Origin of the sequence: Methylocella tundrae (assembly GCF_038024855.1) — a bacterium.
GTDB lineage: Bacteria > Pseudomonadota > Alphaproteobacteria > Rhizobiales > Beijerinckiaceae > Methylocapsa > Methylocapsa tundrae.
This window is the reverse complement of sequence record NZ_CP139089.1, coordinates 3171898-3191276: the sequence shown is the minus strand read 5'-3', so window position 1 is coordinate 3191276 and position 19379 is coordinate 3171898. Positions and strand designations below refer to the sequence as shown.

16 protein-coding genes are annotated in these 19379 nt (G+C 63.7%); 7 read left to right on the top strand and 9 right to left on the bottom strand.

Annotated features, from left to right (window positions below; all coding sequences use genetic code 11):
• Window positions 1-4: 4 nt before the first annotated feature.
• From ychF to SIN04_RS16965, 3 genes are all read right to left on the bottom strand, one after another.
• On the bottom strand, window positions 5-1102 hold the full coding sequence (gene ychF, locus SIN04_RS16975) for a redox-regulated ATPase YchF (RefSeq protein WP_341264087.1): 1098 nt from the start codon (window positions 1100-1102) through the stop codon (window positions 5-7).
• A 485-nt stretch (window positions 1103-1587) separates the two neighbouring features.
• Entirely contained in the window at window positions 1588-2184 is a 597-nt protein-coding gene (gene pth / locus SIN04_RS16970; protein ID WP_341264086.1) for an aminoacyl-tRNA hydrolase, read from the bottom strand.
• Between the two features lie 118 nt (window positions 2185-2302).
• Window positions 2303-2986, bottom strand: coding sequence for a 50S ribosomal protein L25/general stress protein Ctc (locus SIN04_RS16965; protein WP_134491105.1), 684 nt, complete (start codon window positions 2984-2986; stop codon window positions 2303-2305).
• A gap of 244 nt (window positions 2987-3230) precedes the next feature.
• Here SIN04_RS16965 and SIN04_RS16960 point away from each other — a divergent pair, with 244 nt between their 5' ends.
• From SIN04_RS16960 to ruvB, 3 genes are all read left to right on the top strand, one after another.
• Window positions 3231-5033: a chloride channel protein gene (locus SIN04_RS16960; RefSeq protein WP_134491103.1), complete on the top strand. Its 1803-nt coding sequence runs from the start codon at window positions 3231-3233 to the stop codon at window positions 5031-5033.
• 418 nt (window positions 5034-5451) lie between these two features.
• On the top strand, window positions 5452-6357 hold the full coding sequence (locus tag SIN04_RS16955; protein WP_134491101.1) for a 2OG-Fe(II) oxygenase: 906 nt from the start codon (window positions 5452-5454) through the stop codon (window positions 6355-6357).
• A 164-nt stretch (window positions 6358-6521) separates the two neighbouring features.
• Window positions 6522-7571 (top strand): Holliday junction branch migration DNA helicase RuvB, encoded by a 1050-nt coding sequence (ruvB, locus tag SIN04_RS16950; RefSeq protein ID WP_174512388.1) that lies wholly within the window; start codon window positions 6522-6524, stop codon window positions 7569-7571.
• Here the strand turns inward: ruvB and SIN04_RS16945 are convergent.
• Window positions 7548-8378 carry a lysophospholipid acyltransferase family protein gene (locus SIN04_RS16945; protein ID WP_134491097.1) on the bottom strand — a complete coding sequence of 277 codons (831 nt, stop codon included), beginning with the start codon at window positions 8376-8378 and terminating at the stop codon, window positions 7548-7550. The two genes, ruvB and SIN04_RS16945, sit on opposite strands and share 24 nt — an antisense overlap.
• Before the next feature lie 190 nt (window positions 8379-8568).
• Between SIN04_RS16945 and SIN04_RS16940 the strand changes: the two genes are divergently transcribed.
• Window positions 8569-9480 (top strand): GNAT family N-acetyltransferase, encoded by a 912-nt coding sequence (locus tag SIN04_RS16940; RefSeq protein WP_134491095.1) that lies wholly within the window; start codon window positions 8569-8571, stop codon window positions 9478-9480.
• A gap of 7 nt (window positions 9481-9487) precedes the next feature.
• Here SIN04_RS16940 and SIN04_RS16935 read toward each other — a convergent pair whose 3' ends face one another.
• Window positions 9488-10846, bottom strand: a complete 1359-nt coding sequence (locus SIN04_RS16935) for an MFS transporter (RefSeq protein WP_134491093.1) — start codon at window positions 10844-10846, stop codon at window positions 9488-9490.
• 84 nt (window positions 10847-10930) lie between these two features.
• Window positions 10931-11146 (bottom strand): tautomerase family protein, encoded by a 216-nt coding sequence (locus tag SIN04_RS16930; RefSeq protein WP_134491091.1) that lies wholly within the window; start codon window positions 11144-11146, stop codon window positions 10931-10933.
• 277 nt (window positions 11147-11423) lie between these two features.
• Between SIN04_RS16930 and SIN04_RS16925 the strand changes: the two genes are divergently transcribed.
• Genes SIN04_RS16925 through fliI form a run of 3 tightly spaced genes read left to right on the top strand, consistent with a single transcriptional unit; the run spans window position 11424 to window position 14269 of the window.
• Window positions 11424-12203: a DUF1217 domain-containing protein gene (locus SIN04_RS16925; RefSeq protein WP_134491089.1), complete on the top strand. Its 780-nt coding sequence runs from the start codon at window positions 11424-11426 to the stop codon at window positions 12201-12203.
• A gap of 3 nt (window positions 12204-12206) precedes the next feature.
• Window positions 12207-12932, top strand: coding sequence for a flagellar basal-body rod protein FlgF (gene flgF / locus SIN04_RS16920; RefSeq protein ID WP_341264085.1), 726 nt, complete (start codon window positions 12207-12209; stop codon window positions 12930-12932).
• Window positions 12929-14269, top strand: a complete 1341-nt coding sequence (fliI, locus tag SIN04_RS16915; RefSeq protein ID WP_134491087.1) for a flagellar protein export ATPase FliI — start codon at window positions 12929-12931, stop codon at window positions 14267-14269. Before flgF ends, fliI begins: the two co-directional genes overlap by 4 nt.
• 34 nt (window positions 14270-14303) lie before the next feature.
• Here fliI and putA read toward each other — a convergent pair whose 3' ends face one another.
• From putA to SIN04_RS16900, 3 genes are all read right to left on the bottom strand, one after another.
• Complete coding sequence (gene putA / locus SIN04_RS16910) at window positions 14304-17471, bottom strand: bifunctional proline dehydrogenase/L-glutamate gamma-semialdehyde dehydrogenase PutA (protein WP_341264084.1); 3168 nt, start codon at window positions 17469-17471, stop codon at window positions 14304-14306.
• 86 nt (window positions 17472-17557) lie between these two features.
• Window positions 17558-18790 carry an ornithine--oxo-acid transaminase gene (rocD, locus tag SIN04_RS16905; protein WP_341264083.1) on the bottom strand — a complete coding sequence of 411 codons (1233 nt, stop codon included), beginning with the start codon at window positions 18788-18790 and terminating at the stop codon, window positions 17558-17560.
• Between the two features lie 103 nt (window positions 18791-18893).
• Window positions 18894-19364, bottom strand: coding sequence for a YcgN family cysteine cluster protein (locus SIN04_RS16900; RefSeq protein ID WP_244605999.1), 471 nt, complete (start codon window positions 19362-19364; stop codon window positions 18894-18896).
• Window positions 19365-19379: the final 15 nt, after the last annotated feature.

Below are 19379 nucleotides of genomic sequence, written 5' to 3'. Positions count from 1 at the left end.
GCGGTCAGTTCGCGAAGCGGAAATGCAGCACATCGCCGTCCTCGACCACATAGTCCTTGCCCTCAAGCCGGAATTTTCCGGCCTCGCGCGCTCCGGTTTCCCCGTTATTCGCGACATAGTCAGCATAGCCAATTGTCTCGGCCCGAATAAAGCCTTTTTCGAAATCGGTGTGAATGACGCCCGCGGCCTGCGGCCCCCTGGTCCCTTTTTCAATCGTCCAGGCACGGGCCTCCTTGGGACCTACGGTGAAATAGGTGATGAGATGCAGGAGGCCGTAGCCGGCGCGGATGACGCGGTTCAGCCCCGGCTCCTTGAGGCCGACCGCTTCGAGATAATCCTTCTGCTCGTCTTCCGGCAGCACCGCGATCTCGCTCTCGATCTTGGCCGAGACCGTCACCGCCACGGCGCCCTCCTCCTTGGCGCGCGCCTCCACCGCCCGCGAGAAGGCGTTGCCGCGATCGGCCGCGGCCTCCTCGACATTGCAGACGTAAAGCACAGGCTTTGAGGACAAAAGCCCCAGGCCATCGAAGAGCTTGCGCTCCTCGGGCTTGACCTGGGCGAGGCGAGCCGGCTTGCCCTCGCGAAGCAGCGCGAGGCAGCGCTGCACGAGGTCCAGCGTCTCCTTGGCCTCCTTGTCGGCGCCCTTCGCCTTTTTTTCCAGCGCGATGACGCGCCGCTCAAGGCTCTCGAGATCGGCCAGCATCAGTTCCGTCTCGATCGTCTCGATATCATCGACCGGCGCGATCTTGCCTTCGACATGGGTGATGTCGGTATCCTCAAAACAGCGCACGACATGGGCGATGGCGTCGCATTCGCGGATGTTGGCGAGAAACTGATTGCCGAGCCCCTCGCCTTTCGAGGCGCCGCGCACGAGGCCGGCGATATCGACGAAGGTCAGCCGCGTCGGAATGATCTCCTTGGAGCCGGCGATCTTCGCGAGTTTCTCGATGCGTTCGTCCGGCACGGCGACGTCGCCGACGTTCGGCTCGATGGTGCAGAACGGATAATTCGCCGCCTGCGCCGCAGCGGTCTGCGTCAGCGCGTTAAAAAGGGTCGACTTGCCGACATTCGGCAAGCCAACGATCCCGCATTTGAAACCCATTTTTGGTACTCGTGCTGAAGCGTGACCTTAGGAAAGTGTCAGACTTTCCGTAGATCATGCATTGAAGAAAGAAGAAGCCGGGCGGTCATAAAGCGCGGCCCGTTTCGGCAAATCGGCTGCGAGACCCGAAAAACCGGGGCCGTTCAGGAAAAACTCAAGCCCGGCGCTATCGCGCGGGGCGCATCCTTTGCGCGCTTCCCGGCGAACGCGGCTTCCCGCAAGCTGATTGCGACGTATTTTCATGACACGGCTATCGTGTCGTACGCGAGCCATGTCAAGTCCGGAACTCAGCCGGCCCTGTACCCCTTCCTAATGCAAAGTTCGCGCTATCGCGCCAACGATTTCCACCAATGCAGGGTTGTGCCAATTGACTTCATCAGGAATGGCCATCCCGGCCAATCTTACCCATTCATCATACGGCGCATAGAGGTCGGCGCGGCGGTTCATGCTTCGAGACGGGTCTTTCAGACCCTCTCCGGCACGCGCTACCCCGGCCCATCCTTACCAAACCCGGCCGCTTCCATGACCTTGAAAATCCTGGTCTGAAAGGCGTCGTCGTCGCCCTTGGCCAAAAGCCCGGCGTTGCCGGCGATGGCGCCGCACAAGGATTCGACCCAAGGGGCTTCGGATTTGGCGAAATCGCCCAGCACATAATTATGCACGAGCGCGCGATCGCCGGGATGGCCTATCCCCAAGCGCACGCGGCGATAGTCGTTGCCGATATGGGCGGTGATGGATTTCAGACCATTATGGCCGGCGTTGCCGCCGCCGCTCTTGACCCGCACCTTGCCGGGCGGCAGGTCGAGCTCATCGTGGAACACCACAATGTCTTTCGGCTCGATCTTGAGATAGCGCGCCGCCTCGCCAACCGCGCGGCCGGACTCGTTCATATAGGTCTGGGGCAGCAGCAGCGTGACGCGCTCTCCGGCCAGGTTGATCTCGCTCGCAAGGCTCTGGAATTTCGCCCGGAACACAGGCGCCGAGGTTTCCCGCGCGATCGACGCAATTGCCATGAAGCCGATGTTGTGGCGGTTGCCGGCATAGGCCCTGCCGGGATTGCCGAGGCCGACGAAAAGAAGCATGGCGTCCGCCCACAGCAGGATCGCGAAGAGACGCGGAGTTTTCGGATCAGCCTATACGCTGGAACATGATGAGACCCGCCCCCGGAGCGGAGGCGGGCCGTCGATCGCCGTGTCGGCGTTACTTCTTCTTGGCGGGAGCAGCTGCTGGCGCTGCGGCCGCGGGCGCTTTGGCGCCAGCCTTGCCTTTGGCCGGAGCTGCTGCTGCGGCGGCGGCGGCCGCGGCGTCTTCCGGCACGACCGCCGGCGGCGTGATCGTCACGATGGTGAAATCGCGATCACGCAGGGTCGGCTTGCAGCCGGCGGGCAGCGGCAGCGCCGTCAGATGCAGGGAATCATTGATGTCGAGCGCGCCGAGATCAGCAATCACCGCCTCGGGGATGTCATCCGCCGGGACGCGCATCTCGATCGAGTGCCGCACGATATTGACGCTGCCGCCCTTCTTGACGCCGGGGCAGGTGTCCTGATTGATGAAATGCACGGGCACTTCGACGCGCAGGCTGGCGCCCGGCTTGAGGCGCAGAAAATCGACGTGCAGCGGCTGATCCTTGACGGGATCAAGCTGATAATCGCGCGGAATCACACGCTGCTTTGCTCCGTCGACGTCGATTTCGAAGAGCGTCGTCAGAAAATGTCCGGCATAAATCAGTTTGTTCAGTTCGCGATAATCAAGCGCAATCGGCTCGGCGGGATCGCCGCCGCCATAGATGACGCCTGGAATGCGGCCTTCACGGCGAACGCTGCGGGCGGCCCCCTTGCCAATCCCGCTACGCACCGTGGCCGCGAGAGTCTTTGTCTCGGCCATGTTGCTGTCCTTTAAGAAGTGATGAGCGCCCACGCCTCCAGGGGTGTCGGAAGGGACGCGAGGCGGCTTATAGCGTTGGCGCGCCGCTTGCGCAAGATTTGGCTCATGGGCGCGGGATTTATGGCCAGGATCAGGCTGGCCGGTTAAGGAAGGCGGCAAGAAGCGATAAGTTTTTATTGCTAGGATCGCGCGGAGTTCGCCGCGCCCCATGTTCCGCGCCCCATTGTTCAAGGTGTAATCGCTGATGGCCAAGGTCGATGGCGCGCATGCAAAACCGCCGTTGCTTAAGATCATAGCCAGAAAATTGCGCGCGCTCATAAGGCGCGATGAGACCAGCCTGATTTTTCTCGGGCTTTTCAGCGGTTCGATGGCGGGCCTTCTGGCCGCCGGCATTCTGCGCGCCTCGCATTTCCTGCATTTATGGCTGTTCGGACATGAGCAATTGAGCGCCATGACGGCGCTCGCATCCCCCTGGCAGGCCCTTGCTCCGCTCGCGGGCGGACTGCTCCTCGGGATCACCGCGATTTTTATCCATAAATGGCGGCCCAACCGCCCGGTCGATCCGATCGAGGCGAACGCCCTGCGCGGCGGACGCATGTCGCTTTCCGACAGCCTCGTCATCACGGCGCAGACGGTGGTCTCGAACGGGTTTGGCGCTTCGGTCGGGCTCGAGGCCGCCTACACCCAGATGGGGTCAGGCTTCGCCTCCTTCATCGGCGGCGCGCTCGGCCTGAGGCGAGCCGATCTGCGCACTCTCGTCGCCTGCGGCGCGGCCGGCGCGATCGGGGCGGCGTTCAGCGCGCCGCTGACAGGCGCCTTCTACGCCTTTGAACTGATTCTCGGCGCCTATACGCCATTCGGGCTCGCGCCTGTCGGGGCGGCCGCGGTCGGCGGCGTTCTTGCCTCGCGCCTTGCCGGCTCCGCCGGAGACATCGCCAAAATGCCGCCGCCCGGGATCGACCTCACTCAGGCCGATATGGCGATGCTCATGGGGCTTGCGATCCTTTGCGCTTTCTTCGGCATCGCGATCATGCGCGGCGTGACCTTCGTCGAGGGCGCGTTCCGCTGGACGCGTCTGCCGCAGCCGCTCCAGCCGGCCGTCGGCGGTCTGATCGTCGGCAGTCTCGCGCTCATTTCGCCGCATGTGCTGTCATCGGGCCATAGCGCGACCGTCGAACTTTTCGAAGGGACGGCGCCGGCGATCGGCGCCCTCGCTGTGGCGATCGCGCTGAAATCGGTCGGGTCGGCGGTCTCCATAGGGTCCGGCTTTCGCGGCGGCCTGTTCTTCGCTTCGCTCTATCTCGGCGGCCTGTTCGGACGGTTCTACTCCTATGCGATCGCGCTTTATGATCCATCGCTCGCGCCCGACGGCTGGGTCAGTTCGATCGTCGGCATGGCCGCCCTTGCGGTCGCGATCGTCGGCGGGCCGCTCACGATGAGCTTTCTCGCCCTGGAGACGACGCAGGATTTTCCGCTGAGCCTCATGATGCTGACGGCCTCGACGCTCGTTTCGGTCATCGTGCGCAGAAGCTTTGGCTATTCCTTCGCGACATGGCGCCTGCATCTTCGCGGCGAATCGATCCGCAGCGCCCAGGACGTCGGCTGGATGCGCGATTTGACCGTCGGCCGGTTGATGCGAACCGACGTCCAGTTGGCAAGAACCGACATGAAGCTCGACGAGTTCACCAAACTTTTTCCTCTCGGCTCGGCCCAATGGGTCGTCGCGGTCGACGCGCTTGACCGCTACGCGGGAATCGTTTTCGCGCCCGACGCTTATCTCGTGAGCGCCGCCCCCGAAGAGGCGAAGACCGATTTCGCATCGCTGGCGCGTCTGCCGGAGCAATTTCTGCTTCCGCATATGAACGTCAAACTCGCCGCGCAAATGTTCGAACAGAGCGAGAGCGAGGCGCTCGCGGTCGTCGACAACGCGGCCGACCGCCGCGTCGTTGGCCTTTTGACCGAGGCGCATCTGCTGCGACGATATGCCGAAGAACTCGACAAAGCGCGCCGGGAGCTCTCCGGCGAGACATTCGCGGCCGCCAGTTAGTCGGGCGCCCATTCCTGAACGAGCTAATCGCGCCAAAGGAGAATGTGCGATTTTTATGAACTATGAATAATTTTCGTATTCGTCAATAGAGCATGAAAAGCATCAATTTTTGTTGCTTGCCCGCAGAATAACTCGCCGAAGCTTGACTTAAATCATTTATTGCCCGTAATAATCTCTATTATCGTTAGTTTGTTCTGAATTACCGACCCGCCGTGCGAGCCCCGCGGCAAATACGCATCAAAAGGGGCGGACATTCGAATGCCGTTTAACTCAGGCCAGGGCTTAGCGCCTGTTTCCTTTATTTATTTCTGACGCGCCACATTGTAATTTTGACTCAACTCCACGCTTTCAACATAACGCACAGCGGGCGACACGCCGCCTTTTTGCCGTCAGCCCACGCCGCAAGGATCGTTCGACCATGTCCGAGGCCTCAACACTCGCGCCGATCGCCCCATCCGCCATCCCGGAAGCGCCTCCCGCTGGCGACCACGTCGTCATCAATGGCGCGACGCTCGCTCTCGACGATATTGTGAATCAGGATTTTTTCGCGCCGAAGCGGATCGCGGCTCTGCGCGAGACCTTCCTCAATGCGAAGCCCTTCCCGCATCTTGTCTTCGAGAACCTGTTTTCGCCCCGGCTTCTGGAAATGGTATATGCGGATTTCGATCGCCTGAACTGGAACGATTGGCGCCGCTATGACAACAGCAACGAGTTCAAGCGGGGCTCGGCGCCAAAGACCTGGCTTGGACATGCAAGCCAACTCTACTTCAGCACAATTCATTCCGGCCGGTTTGTCGATTTCATTGAGCAGGTGACGGGAATTCACGGCCTCATCACCGATCCCGAGCTTTTTGCCGGCGGCCTGCACGACATCCCGACCGGCGGCAAGTTCGCCATGCATATCGATTTCAACCAGCACGCGGTGACGCGGCTCGACAACCGCCTCGTGTTCATCACCTATCTCAACAAGGATTGGCAGCCGTCCTACGGCGGCGGCCTCCAGCTCTGGGACGCGGCAACGGAAAAATGCGCCGCCGAGATCCTGCCGGAATTCGGACGCTCCATTCTTTTCTACCAATCGTCGAAAAGTCTGCACGGGCATCCGACGCCGGTCAACGCTCCGAACGGGCGTTCGCGCCGATCGGCCGCCGCCTATTTCTACAGCAATGGCCGGTCCGACGGCGAAGGCGAAGACTTCCACACCACGCAGTTCCCCAAAACAGTCGAACCGCCTCAGCACGAGAAATTGTCGAACATGATGAAATATCTGTTGCCGCCGGCCCTGGTCGACGGCGTGCGCAAGGTGAAATCACTGCTGCGGTAGCGGCCTCCCGATCGGAGCGGAGTGGGATTAGCCCGGCCAAGCGATAGAGGGCCTTTCAACTTCCGCGGGATCCGGAATCCTCTCCGACCGCCAAGCCGCCGGGCGATTTCGGCAACCTCCCGGGATCATGCTATAAGATAGCGATTCAGAAGAGGTTGCTGTCTTTGGCCGTTGGTACCCGCCGTCTCGTCGCTCCCGACTCTCACGAAGACGACGCAGAACTGTCGCTGCGGCCGCTGAGCCTTGCCGATTTTACCGGCCAGGCGGCGGCGCGCGCCAATCTCAAGGTTTTCATCGAAGCGGCGAAAGCGCGCCGCGAGGCGCTGGATCACGTCCTCTTTTGGGGGCCGCCGGGGCTCGGCAAGACCACATTGGCGCAGATCGTCGCGCGTGAGCTTGGCGTCAACTTTCGCTCGACCTCGGGACCGGTGATCGCCAAGGCCGGCGATCTCGCCGCCCAACTGACCGCCCTCGAAGAACGCGACGTGCTCTTCATCGATGAAATCCACCGCCTCAATCCGGCGGTCGAGGAAATTCTCTATCCGGCGATGGAGGATTTTCAGCTCGATCTCATCATCGGTGAAGGGCCCGGCGCCCGTTCGGTGAAGATCGACCTCGCCAAATTCACGCTCATTGGGGCGACGACCCGCGCCGGCCTGCTGACGACGCCGCTGCGCGATCGCTTCGGCATTCCGATCCGTCTCGACTATTATACGGCCGAGGAGCTGGAGCGCATCGTGCGACGCGGCGCGAAGGTGCTTTCGATCACCATGTCCGGGGACGGCGCCAATGAAATCGCAAGGCGCGCGCGCGGAACGCCGCGCATCGCGGGACGCCTGCTGCGCCGCGTCCGCGATTTCGCGGCGGTCGACGGCGACCCGGAAATCACCCGCGCCGTCGCCGATAAGGCGCTGCGGCTGCTCGACGTCGACGGCATCGGCCTCGACCAGATGGACCGGCGCTATCTGACGACGATCGCGCTCTCCTTCGGCGGCGGCCCCGTCGGCATCGAGACGATCGCGGCGGCATTGTCCGAGCCGCGCGACGCGATCGAGGACATCATCGAGCCCTATCTCATCCAGCAGGGCTTTTTACAGCGCACGCCGCGCGGCCGGATCCTGACCGGGCACGCGTTCCGCCACCTCGGGCTTGCCGAGCCGCCGCGCGAGAAAACGCAGTTTCAGCTGTTTTCAGAGAGCGACGGGGACGATTGAGGACGGCGCCGCCAGTCGCTCCATTTCGGCCGATGGCGCTGGCGTCAGAGCGCCTTCCGCGGGCCCCGCGGCCGCCCGCATCGCAGCGATTTTGACCGCAGCCTCCCGCGCGATGATTTTGCGATTCGTCCCGCGCCCGTAGCGCAGCGGCTCGCCGAACATCAGATCGCATCGGATCGGCTCTCCTTTCAGCACCGCCCAGACATGGGGCAGGAGCGAATCCTCGCCGAGCCACGCAGCCGCCGGCGAGGAATAGGAGATCGCCACCGGCTGCACGGCGACGCTGTCAATGCCGCTGGCGGCGATGAGAAGATCGCGCGCGGCGGCGAAATGCGAGCTGTGAAATTTGCGCAACAGGAGCCCGTCCCCGGTCGTGCCTTCGGGAAACAACAAGGCGGCGCGGCCATCCAGCATGCGCCGCGCCATCGCGGCGTTGGCGGCCGGAATCGACCGGCGCCTGTTGCGGTCGACAAAGACCGTCTCCTGCAATTTCGCGAAAAAGCCGATGAGGGGCCAGCCGCCGACCTCGCGCTTGGCGAGGAAGCAGATGGGCTCGACGCTGTAGAGCGCGAGAATGTCAATCCATGAGATGTGATTGGCGGCAAGCAGGCGGGTGGGCGCCGGGCCGGGCGCTCCCTGCGTGTAGACGCTCACGCGCAACAGCCGCGTCAGGATCCGGCAAAAAGCAACCGGAATCATCCCGCGCCAGGGCCAGCGCAAATACAGCGCGATCCATTGCAAAGGAACGGCGACGCCAAGAAACACAATAAGCGTCACGCCGATTAGGAGAACGCGAAAAAAGAGCAATGTGGCTCCGGGAGCAAGCGATGCAGCGGCGCCACTCTACAGCGCCAGACTTGCAGTTTGATGACAATGGCGAACGCCTGGCCCGCGATTATGTCGAGAGAGCCTCGCAACAGCATCATTTGCGTCATCAAAGCTTCGTATCATCACATTAAGTTTTTCTTTAACATTCCCCGGCGAGATTCGACAGCTCATGTGGCCCCTTGGCGCGCCTTTCGGCGAGATCGCACAGTCCCCCGCCCGCTTCATCAAGCCACGCCGCCTCATCCGCGATCTCGCGGGGCTTGATCCCGTCCTTGGCCGTTTTGGACCTTTCGAGATCCGGCTGGCGACGACGAAAAAGGAAATTCGAAAGGCGCAACGCCTGCGCTATGAAGTCTTCTACGAGGAAGGGGGCGCGATCGCCAATCAGGCGTCGGCGCTGGTGCGGCGGGACATCTGCCCTTTCGACGCCTTCTGCGACCATCTTCTGGTCATCGACATGGATCGCGTCAATCGCTTCGGGCGGCCGAAGCCGAAGATCGTCGGCACTTATCGCCTGTTGCGACGAGACGTCGCCGAACGCCATCACGGATTCTACAGCCAGCGGGAATTCGACATCGCGCCTCTGCTGGCGCGGCACGCCAACAAGCGATTCCTCGAGCTTGGGCGTTCCTGCGTCCACCCACAATACCGATCGAAGCGCGCGATAGAGCTGCTTTGGCGTGGATTATGGCGCTATGCGAAGCACCACCGCATCGATGTTCTGATCGGCTGCGCGAGCCTGCCGGGCGTCGACCCGCGCGCGCTCGCCGTGCCGCTCAGCTTCCTGCATCATCACGCCTCCGCGCCGCAGGAATGGAGCGTGCGTCCTGTTCGCGACCGATCAATCAGGATGAACATTCTTGACGAGAAAGCGATCGACCCGAGGCGCGGCGTCGCGGCGTTGCCGCCGTTGCTCAAGGCTTATCTGCGCGTCGGCGCGAAGTTCGGCGACGGAGCGGTGATCGACGCCCAGTTCGGCACGGTCGACGTCTTCACCGTGATGCCCTTGGCCGACATCGAGGAGCGCTACATCAGCTATTATGGCGGCCCGATGGAAATGCCGGAGCGCGCGGTGGCGTGAGGCGCCCTCACGCGCGACGCCACGTCGATGCGCCTATAAGGGCGGCGAAAAGAAGGACTCCGACCGCAACAGCCGAGGCGGCTCTGAGCCCTGCCGCGATCGCCGCCCCGTCCCCCGCCGCCAGAGCGCCGAATACGGCGACGCCCGCCGCGCCGCCGGCCTGCCGCGCCGCGTTGAACACGCCGGACGCAGTTCCCGACCAATGGCGATCGACGCTCGACAGTAAAGCGCTTGTCAGGGCCGGCACCGCCGCGCCCATCCCGGCGGGGATCAGGATGAACCCAGGAACCATCGCAATAAAAGGCGAAGCCGCAGATAGGGTCCCCGTCGCCGCGTAGCCCATCGCCGCGATGAGCACGCCGGCCACCGTCACCCGGCCCGCGCCGAATCGTTCGACCGCCGGCCCGCTCGCCAGATTGGACGCAATGAACGTCGCCGTCAGCGGCAGGAAGGCGAGGCCGGTTTCTATCGTCGAATAGCCGGCGGCGCGCTGCAGGAAAAGCGCGAGCACGAAGATCATCCCGTAATAAGCGAAGTTCAGCGTCACTCCAATGACGACGGCGCTGCTGAATATCCGGTTGCGGAAAACGCTCAAAGGCACGACAGGATGCGGCCCTCGCGCCTCCACGGCGAGGAAGCCCGCGGCCGCCGCGACCGCCGCCGCCAGAAGGCCGAGCGGCAGCCTGTCGCCCCAGCCAAGGCGCCCCGCCTCGATCACGGCGCCGACAAGGCTTGCAAGCGCCAGGAAGGCGAGCGCCTGGCCCGCGAGATCGACGGGGCGCTTTTTGTGCGCCGGCGCTTCGGGCGCGAAGACGACGGTCAAAGCCGCGCCGATGGCGCAGAGCGGCAGATTGACGAGGAAGATGCTGCGCCACCCGAGCGTCCCGATGAGAAGGCCGCCGACGACCGGACCGGCCGCAATCGAGACGCCGCCAGCCGCCGTCCACCAACCGACCGCTCTCGCTCGCGTCCGCGCATCGTCGCCGCAGGCGTGGGCGAGGAGAGCGAGAGACGGCGGCACGAGAAGGGCGGCGGCCGCTCCTTGCACGGCGCGGGCGGCGATCAGCATGCCGCTGTCGCCAGCAAGCCCGCACGCGGCGGAGGCGGCGGCGAATAGCGCAAATCCGGCGAGAAAGGCGCGCTTTGGCCCCGTCCGGTCGCCGAGCGCTCCGGCCGAGAGCAGAAAGGCCGCGAAAAGCAGGGTATAGGCGTCGACGATCCATTGGAGGTCCGACACCGGCGCATGCAAATCGCGCCCGATCGAGACGAGAGCCACATTGACGATGGTGACGTCCAACTGGACGACGACGAAGCCGAAGCTCGCCGCGAGGACGATCAGCGGCAAGCGTGGAACTGATGATTTCATAACAGGGTCTCGCCTCTCGCCGGCGTTGCCGGCGGCGCAGATCACGCGGCGGCCGAACCTCGAATTCAGATTCCGTTGAGGCTCTTATGAGCCTTTGGCGGCGGCCCGGCGCCGGAATTCATCGAGCGGCAGGCCGCCGACGCCCCAATTTTCGAGATCGACCTCGTCGATGACGACGAAGGTCCCGTTGGGCGATTTATTGAGGACTTTGACCAGCACGTCAGTCATCCCCTGGATCAGGGCGGCCTTCTGTTCGGGCGTCGCGCCATCGCGGGCGATTTTGATATTGACGAAGGGCATTTCGATATCCTGTCTTCGAGCGGGTCGCCGGTTTATGCGCGTCGTCCGTCCAGGTCGATCTCATGAGGCCGAGCCGGTCGGTTGCGCTCCGCTGACATAGTCGCCGCGCTTTCCCCCGTAAAGCCGCAACCGCCGGCCCATTCGATAAAACACGCTGCAAACCGGATGGGCTTCGTATACCGCCGCCTGCCACGATGAACGGCGAAAGCAGGCGCCGGTCAGGTCCGCGCAAGGCGGTGGGGAAAGACTGCGTCCAGCGTTGCGGGGACCCAAAGGCATGCTGACGTCAACGATCTACTATACGATGCTCACCAGGAGTTACTCGAAAACCCTGGCGACCACCGCAACCGACCCGACCGTACAAAGAGAAACCCAATATTTTCAGGCCAATATCGGTAAGGTCAAATCGGTCGACGACCTTTTGAAAAACGATAAACTCTACACCTATGTCATGAAGGCCTTCGGCCTCAGCGACATGAGCTATGCAAAAGGGCTCATCCGCAAGGTTCTGACAGGCGGCGTCGCCAACCCTAAAAGCCTCGCCAACACGTTGAACGATCCCCGTTACAAGGCGCTCGCCACCGCCTTCAATTTCGCGGCGAATGGCGCGCAGACGACGAGCTCGGCCTCCGTTCAAAAGACGACCATCAACGATTATGTCGAACAGGCGCTCGAGACCAATGTCGGCAAAACGAGCCCCGGCGCAAAGATGGCCCTCTATTTTCAACGCATGGCGCCAAATATCACGAGCGCCTACAGTATTCTCGGCGATAAAACGCTGCTCAACGTGGTGGAAACGGCGTTCGGCCTCTCGTCGTCGATATCGTTTCAGAACATCGACCAGCAGGCGAAGACGATCAGCGGCCTGTTGAAGATCAGCGATCTGCAGAAGCCGGCCTATTTGCAAAAATTCATCGAGCGGTTCACGGCAAATTACGACGCCCAAAACCCGACGAGCGCATCGGCGACCCCAACCAATGCGCTGCAGATCACGTCGCCAGGCATCAGCCAAAATCTGCTTCTCAGCATCGCCAACCTACCACAGGGAGGACGTTGATCCGTGCAATCCGGGCTCTATGTCACTCTATCCGCCGAGGTCGCTCTCGACAGGCGATTGACGACGATCGCCGCCAACGTCGCCAACCAGAGCACGCCAGGCTACAGGGCGGAAGAGATCGAATTCAAGTCCCTGATCTCGAAAGCCGATTCCAACCCGGTCGCTTTCGCTTCGCAGGGCGCCTCCTTCATTTCGAGACGCGCAGGCGTGCCGATCAAAACGGACAATCCGCTCGACGTCGCGGTTCAGGGCGAAGGATGGCTTGCGCTGCAAACGCCCGACGGGACGGTCTACACAAAAGATGGCAGAATGCAGATGGAGCAGAGCGGCGCTTTGGTGAGCGTCGACGGATATCCGGTGCTCGACGCCGGCAATTCGGCCATTCTGCTTGACCCGGCCGCCGGACCGCCGACCATCGCGCAGGATGGCATGATCACGCAGAACGGCCATCAGATCGGCGCCATCGGCATCTTCAGTCTCGACGCCGGCGCCAAGCTCAAGCGTTATAATAATTCCGGCGTCGTGAGCGACAGGCCGGCGACGGCCGAACTCGATTTCACAAGTAATGGGATCGCGCAGGGCTTCATCGAGGGAGCCAACATCAATCCTGTGCTCGAAATGGCGAAACTCATTATGGTCTCCCGCGCGTTCGAGAGCATCGCATCGGCGACGGAAGGATCCGAAAGCTCGCTGAAAGACGCCATAAAGACCCTCGGCGCCACCTCATGAGCCCGGCGCGGGGACCGCATAGCGCGCTCGCCGAACTGGAGCATTCCGTGGCGCAAGCCGCAGCGGAGCCGCTTGTCAGGATCAGCGGCGCGGTCAGCGAAGTCTCTTCCGCCCAGGCGCGCGTATGCGGTCTCTCGCCTGTCCTCAAGCTCGGCGAATGCGTCAGCTTCGGCGCCGGCGGATCGGCGCATCTCGCCGAAGTCGTGCGCATCGACGCGCAGGGCGCCAGCATCAAGGCGTTCGAGGCCAACACGCTGACGAGTCTCGGAGAGCGCGTTTATCGCGCTGGACCTTTGCGCCTCTCGCCACACCGGAGCTGGAAGGGACGCGTCATCAACGCGCTCGGGGCGCCGATCGATGGCGCGGGACCGCTGCGGCAAGGCGACGAGAGCGCCCTTATCGACGGCGTTCCACCGCCAGCCCTGCGTCGCGCCCGCGTATCAAAGCCACTTCGCACGGGTATCCGTGTCGTTGATCTGTTCACGCCCATTTGCGCCGGCCAGCGAATCGGTATTTTCGCAGGGTCCGGCGTCGGCAAATCGACGCTGCTCGCCATGCTGGCGGGCTCCAAGGACTTCGACACGGTCGTTCTCGCGCTTGTCGGCGAGCGCGGCCGCGAAGTGCGCGAATTTCTCGATGACGCCCTCGCCGGCAACCGCTCGCTCGCGGTCTCCGTCGTCGCCACGGGAGACGAAACCCCGACGATGCGCCGCCTCGCGCCGCGCACCGCCATGACTATCGCCGAGTTCTTTCGCGACGAGGGCGATTCCGTTCTGCTCATTATCGATTCAGTGACGCGCTTCGCGCACGCCGCGCGCGATGTCGCCCTGGCCGCGGGCGAGCCGGCGGTGGCGCGCGGCTATGCGCCGAGCGTCTTCAGCGATTTGCCGAAGCTCCTCGAGCGCGCCGGTCCGGGCGAAGAGGGCAAAGGCTCGATCACAGGCGTGTTTTCAGTCCTCGTCGATGGCGACGACCATAATGATCCGGTGGCCGACGCTGTTCGCGGCACGCTCGACGGGCACGTCGTTCTCGATCGCGCCATCGCCGACCAAGGGCGTTTCCCAGCCGTCAATGTGCTCGCCTCGATCTCGCGCCTCGCGCAGATTGCATGGACGAGTGAACAGCGCGATCTCGTCGTCAAATTGCGCGGGCTCATCGCGCGCTACGAGGACACGAGCGACCTCCGCCTCATGGGCGGCTACAAGGCCGGCAATGATCCCGAGCTCGACCAGGCCGTGGCGCTCGTTCCCAAGATCTACAAGGCGCTGGAGCAATCACCTGGATCATCGTCGAGCAGGGACGCTTTTCGCGAACTCGCCCAGGCCCTCGCGGCATAGGCCGGGATGATATCTGCCTTTGGGCCGGCGTTGTTCACTCCACGGCGTTGAGGAGGCCCACATTGCCGCCGACCGCGGCGGTGTTGATCGTTATCGTCTGTTCGATGCAGAAGCGCGCGAGATAATGCGGGCCTCCGGCCTTTGGCCCCGTGCCCGACAGATTGAAGCCGCCGAACGGCTGCGTGCCGACGACCGCGCCAATCATATTTCGATTGACATAGCAATTGCCGGCGAGGCGCCGGTCAAGGATATGCGCGATCGTCGCCTCGATGCGTGAATGGACGCCTAGAGTGAGCCCGAAGCCCTTGGCTTCGATCGCGTCGAGAAGCGCATCGAGCTCGGACGCCTTATAGCGGACGACATGCAGGATGGGCCCGAAAATCTCGCTTCTGAGATCGGCCGCCGAGCGAAGCTCGAAGATATGAGGCGCGACATAAAAACCGCCCTCCGGCGCGTCGGCCGGGAGTGTTCCGGTAAAATGCGTGATCGCGCCGGATTTGTCCTGCGCCGACATCCGTCCGATATGCGCCAGAAGCGCGCCTCTGGCGTCGGCGTCGATCACCGGACCGACATGGACGCTGACATCGCGCGGATCACCGACCGCGAGCTCGCGCGCGGCGCCTGCGATCATCGCAATCATCCTGTCGGCGACATCCTCCTGGACACAGAGAAGACGCAGCGCCGAACAACGCTGCCCTGCCGAGCGGAAGGCCGAAGCGACGACATCATCGCTGACCTGCTCCGGCAAAGCCGTCGCATCGACGATCATGGCGTTGATCCCTCCGGTTTCTGCGATCAGCGCGGCGATCGGCCCGTCTTTGGCCGCGAGCGCGCGATTGATCCGCGTGGCGACATCCGCCGATCCGGTGAAAGCGACGCCATCGACGCCGGGCAAAGCGACGAGCGCGGCGCCAATCTCGCCATCGCCGGGAATGAGGCGCAACGCGGAGGCCGGAACGCCGCAGCGATGCAGCAGGGCGACCGCCTCGATGGCGATCAAGGGCGTCTGCTCGGCAGGTTTTGCGAGGACGCTATTGCCCGCGACGAGCGCGGCCGCCACCTGCCCGACGAAGATCGCAAGGGGAAAGTTCCACGGGCTGATGCAAACGAAAACGCCGCGTCCGTGACAATGGAGCTTGTTGTCTTCGCCTGTCGGACCCGGCATGGATTGCGGCGAGCCCCAGCGATCGCGCGCCGAGGCGGCGTAATAGCGCAGAAAATCGATCGCCTCCCGCCATTCGGAAACAGCGTCGTCCAGCGTCTTGCCCGCCTCAAGCTGCAGCAGGCGCAGCCAGCGCGGCGCCTCCGCCTCGAGCCTTTGCGCCGCGCGATCGAGGCAGGCGGCGCGTTCATCAACGGGCTGGCGCGACCACAGCCGGAAACCCGCGCGCGCTTCATCCATGGCTTGCGGCAACTCGCTCGTCCCGGCGTCGGCGACGGCGCCAATCGCCGATCCGTCGATCGGCGAAAGCATTTCGCGCGTCGGTCCCGCCAGTTTTGGAATGGCGGCCTTTTTTCGCAGTTTCGTCTTTGCGCCGGAGACGATTACCGCCGCCTGCCGCGCCGCGGCGGTCTGGGGCAGGCTCGCGAGCAGCGCGCTCAAGGCTTGGGAATCGCCGAATTCGACGCCAGCGGCGAGCTTGCGCGAAGGCATGTGAATATCCAGCGGCAAGGCCAAGGCCGACGCGCGGGCGTTCGCCGCCTCACCGACGATCGCCTGCGGCCGGACCATGAGATCGGCGGCCGGAATATCGCGATCGCCGAGCCGCGCGACGAAGGAGGAATTGGCGCCGTTTTCGAGAAGGCGCCGCACCAGATAGGCGAGCAGATTCTCATGTGCGCCGACGGGCGCATAAATGCGGCAGGTGACGCCCGGGAATTCGTCGCGAAGGCCGGCGTAAAGATCCTCGCCCATGCCGTGCAGGCGCTGGAACTCATAACCGTCGACGCCGTCAGCGATGGCGACGATCGTCGCGACCGTCAGCGCATTGTGGGTGGCGAATTGCGGCAGGATGCTATCGCGCAAGGCCAGCATCTTGCGCGCGCAGGCGATGTAGTTGAGATCGGTCATCGCCTTGCGCGTGAACACGGGATAATCGTCAAGGCCGCGCTCCTGAGCGCGCTTGATTTCGGTGTCCCAATAGGCGCCCTTGACGAGCCGCAGGGTCAAGCGCCTTTGATGCTGGCGCGCCAGCGTCGCGACATGATCGATGACCGCGATCGAGCGTTTGAGATAGGCCTGCACGGCAAGGCCGAAGCCGCCCCAGCCTTTGAGCTGCTCGTCGGCCAGAGCGCGGTCGATGACATCGAGCGAAAGCTCGAGGCGATCGGCCTCCTCCGCGTCGATGGTGAAATGCAGACCATGACGCTTCGCCATGCGCGCGAGTTCGACAACGCGCGGCGTCAACTCCGCGAGGACCCGGGTGCGGGATAAAGGCTCATAGCGCGGATGCAGCGCCGAAAGCTTGATCGAAATGCCAAGCCGCTCGGGGTTTGCGGCGACCGCGCGCGATGCTCCGATCGCCTCGATCGCATGGGCATAGGCTTTGAAATAGATTGCGGCGTCGGCGGCCGTGCGCGCGCCTTCTCCCAGCATATCGAAAGAGTAGCGGTTTGACCGGCCCTCGCGCGACGACGCGCGCCGCAAGCTTTCCTCGATGGTTTCGCCGAAGACGAAATGCTGACCCATCAGCTGCATTGCCTGGCGCGCGGCGGCGCGCAGGGCGCCCATGCCGATGCGCCGCGCCGCCGCCGCGATGACGCCCTCGGCCGTCTTGCCTTTGTCGATCATGCGGGCGGTCGTTCCGAGCGCCCAGGCGGCGGCCGAAACAAGGAGAGGCTCAGACCCATGCGCTCCGGCATGGGCCTCGCCCTGACCACTCCAGCGCGCGGCCCCAATCTTTTCCTCGATCAGACGGTCCGCGGTGAAAGAATCCGGCACGCGCAGCAGCGCTTCGGCGAGCACCATCAGCGCAAGGCCCTCCTCCGAGGAAAGGGAATATTCGCGCAGCAAATCTTCAAGGCCGCCGATGCGCGAGGTCTTTTTCCCGCGCGCCGCCGCGATCAGATATGCGCCCAGGCGATCAATGCGCGCTTCCGCATTAGCGCCGAGCGAAGCGTTACGAAGAAGTTCGGCAGCGATCGGCTCGTCGGCCGGCGCATAGGGCGCGGAGAAAAGCGGAAAAGCGACGTCGGACGTCATGGCGGTCGGACCTCATCGGGCAGGACTGCGCAGGGAGGCGCCAGATATAGGCCCCCGCGCCCAAAATCGGATGATCCGTCGAGGCCTCACCCGGCGCAGCGCGCGGAACGGGCGCCGCCGACTTCGTCCAGCGCCTCGCGAAAAACGTCGACCGCCTGCAAGAGGTCGGCTTCCGCGATGACGAGGGGAGGCGCCAATCGCAACACGCTCTCATGCGTTTCCTTGGCGAGAACGCCGCGCCGCATCATGGCGAGGCAGACCTCCTTGGCCTTGACCTGATTGACGTCGAGCTCGACGCCCGCCCAGAGACCCTTGGCGCGCACCTCGACGATCGCGGGATGGTCGACGGCGCGCAGCGCCTGCAACAGCGTCTGCCCAAGGACGCGGCTGCGCTCAGCAAGTTCTTCATCGCGCAGCACGGCGATCGCCTCGCGCCCGACCGCCGCGGCGAGCGGATTGCCGCCAAACGTCGAACCGTGGCTGCCGGGGCCGAAAACATCCATCACGGCGCGCCGTGCGATGAAGGCGGAAACCGGCATCAGACCGCCGCCGAGCGCCTTGCCGACGATCAGGCCGTCGGGTCTTGCGTCCTCGTGCTCGAAACAGAAATTGCGCCCGGTTCGGCCGAAGCCGGATTGCACCTCATCGAAGATCAGCAAAATTCCGTGTCGGTCGCAGATGCGCCTGAGGCTCGCGAGATACCCCGGCGGCGGCACGATGACGCCGGCCTCGCCCTGGATCGGCTCGATCAGGACGGCGGCTGTGCGGCGGCAAATCAACGCCTCGATCGCCTCCGGGTCGCCGAAGGGCGCCGTGACGAACCCCGGCGCGAAGGGGCCGAAACCGCGCCTTGACGCAGGATCGCCGGAAAAGCCGATGATCGTCGTCGTGCGCCCGTGGAAATTGCCGCTGGCGACGATGATCTCGGCCATGCCGTCCGGCGCCCCCAGCTCATCATAAGCATAGCGCCGCGCCGCCTTGATCGCCGTCTCGACCGCCTCGGCGCCGGTGTTCATGACAAGACAGGCGTCAAGCCCGGCAAGGTCTGCGAGATCCTGACAAAAATCACCGAGGTTGTCGGAATGGAAGGCGCGCGAGACAATATCGAGACGCGCGAGCTGGCCCTGCATGGCCTTGACGAGACGCGGATGCAGATGGCCAAAGCTCGCCGCGGAATAGGCGCTCATCATGTCAATGTAGCGGCTGCCGTCGACATCGAAGAGATGCGCCCCGCGCCCATGCGCCAAGACGACCGGAAGCGGCGCGTAATTGCGCGCGCCGTAACGAATTTCACGGTCGATTGCGGTGTGAGCGGACATTGATGCGGCCCTGATCCGGCGTCAATTACAATTATCGCATGTTTTGGCGCAGATGATGGCGCAAAACCCGCGCCGGGCAAAACATCTCCGCGGAGCGATGCGTCTAACCGCCGCGGATTTTGCTCTTCGCGGCCGGCGCGGCGCTGCGCCGTTTCGCGGCCTTCGGCCGCTTGCCGGGCCAGGCGACGATGTGATCGACGTAGTCGTCGAGCCTGACCTCGGTCTCCAAGGCGGCGACCCGCCCCCGCACTGAAACGCCCGCCTCATGAACAGTCTCAGTCGAGCCCGACACAAGGGGATGCCACCAGGCGAGATCGCGCCCCTCGGCGATCAGCCGATAGGCGCAGGACGGCGGCAGCCACGCAAGGCTGCGCGCCGTCTCCGGCGTCAGCTTGATGCAATCGTGCACCTTGCGCCGCCGATTGGCGTAGTCCGCGCAGCGGCAGGAGCCCGCGTCAAAAAGCCTGCAGGCGACGTCGGTAAAGTAGATCGCGCCCGTGTCCTCGTCCTCGAGTTTGACGAGACAGCAGCGTCCGCAGCCGTCGCAAAGGCTCTCCCATTCCGTCTTGTTCATCTCTTCGAGAGGTTT

Bases quoted from the DNA above. Each gene is read 5' to 3' on its own strand.
- SIN04_RS16925 (WP_134491089.1), top strand. From the start codon at position 11,424: ATGCTGACGTCAACGATCTACTATACGATGCTCACCAGGAGTTACTCG.
- fliI (WP_134491087.1), top strand. From the start codon at position 12,929: ATGAGCCCGGCGCGGGGACCGCATAGCGCGCTCGCCGAACTGGAGCAT.
- SIN04_RS16935 (WP_134491093.1), bottom strand. From the start codon at position 10,846: ATGAAATCATCAGTTCCACGCTTGCCGCTGATCGTCCTCGCGGCGAGC.
- SIN04_RS16965 (WP_134491105.1), bottom strand. From the start codon at position 2,986: ATGGCCGAGACAAAGACTCTCGCGGCCACGGTGCGTAGCGGGATTGGC.
- SIN04_RS16955 (WP_134491101.1), top strand. From the start codon at position 5,452: ATGTCCGAGGCCTCAACACTCGCGCCGATCGCCCCATCCGCCATCCCG.
- rocD (WP_341264083.1), bottom strand. From the start codon at position 18,790: ATGTCCGCTCACACCGCAATCGACCGTGAAATTCGTTACGGCGCGCGC.
- SIN04_RS16900 (WP_244605999.1), bottom strand. From the start codon at position 19,364: ATGAACAAGACGGAATGGGAGAGCCTTTGCGACGGCTGCGGACGCTGC.
- putA (WP_341264084.1), bottom strand. From the start codon at position 17,471: ATGACGTCCGACGTCGCTTTTCCGCTTTTCTCCGCGCCCTATGCGCCG.
- pth (WP_341264086.1), bottom strand. From the start codon at position 2,184: ATGCTTCTTTTCGTCGGCCTCGGCAATCCCGGCAGGGCCTATGCCGGC.
- SIN04_RS16930 (WP_134491091.1), bottom strand. From the start codon at position 11,146: ATGCCCTTCGTCAATATCAAAATCGCCCGCGATGGCGCGACGCCCGAA.
- SIN04_RS16940 (WP_134491095.1), top strand. From the start codon at position 8,569: ATGTGGCCCCTTGGCGCGCCTTTCGGCGAGATCGCACAGTCCCCCGCC.
- ychF (WP_341264087.1), bottom strand. From the start codon at position 1,102: ATGGGTTTCAAATGCGGGATCGTTGGCTTGCCGAATGTCGGCAAGTCG.
- SIN04_RS16960 (WP_134491103.1), top strand. From the start codon at position 3,231: ATGGCCAAGGTCGATGGCGCGCATGCAAAACCGCCGTTGCTTAAGATC.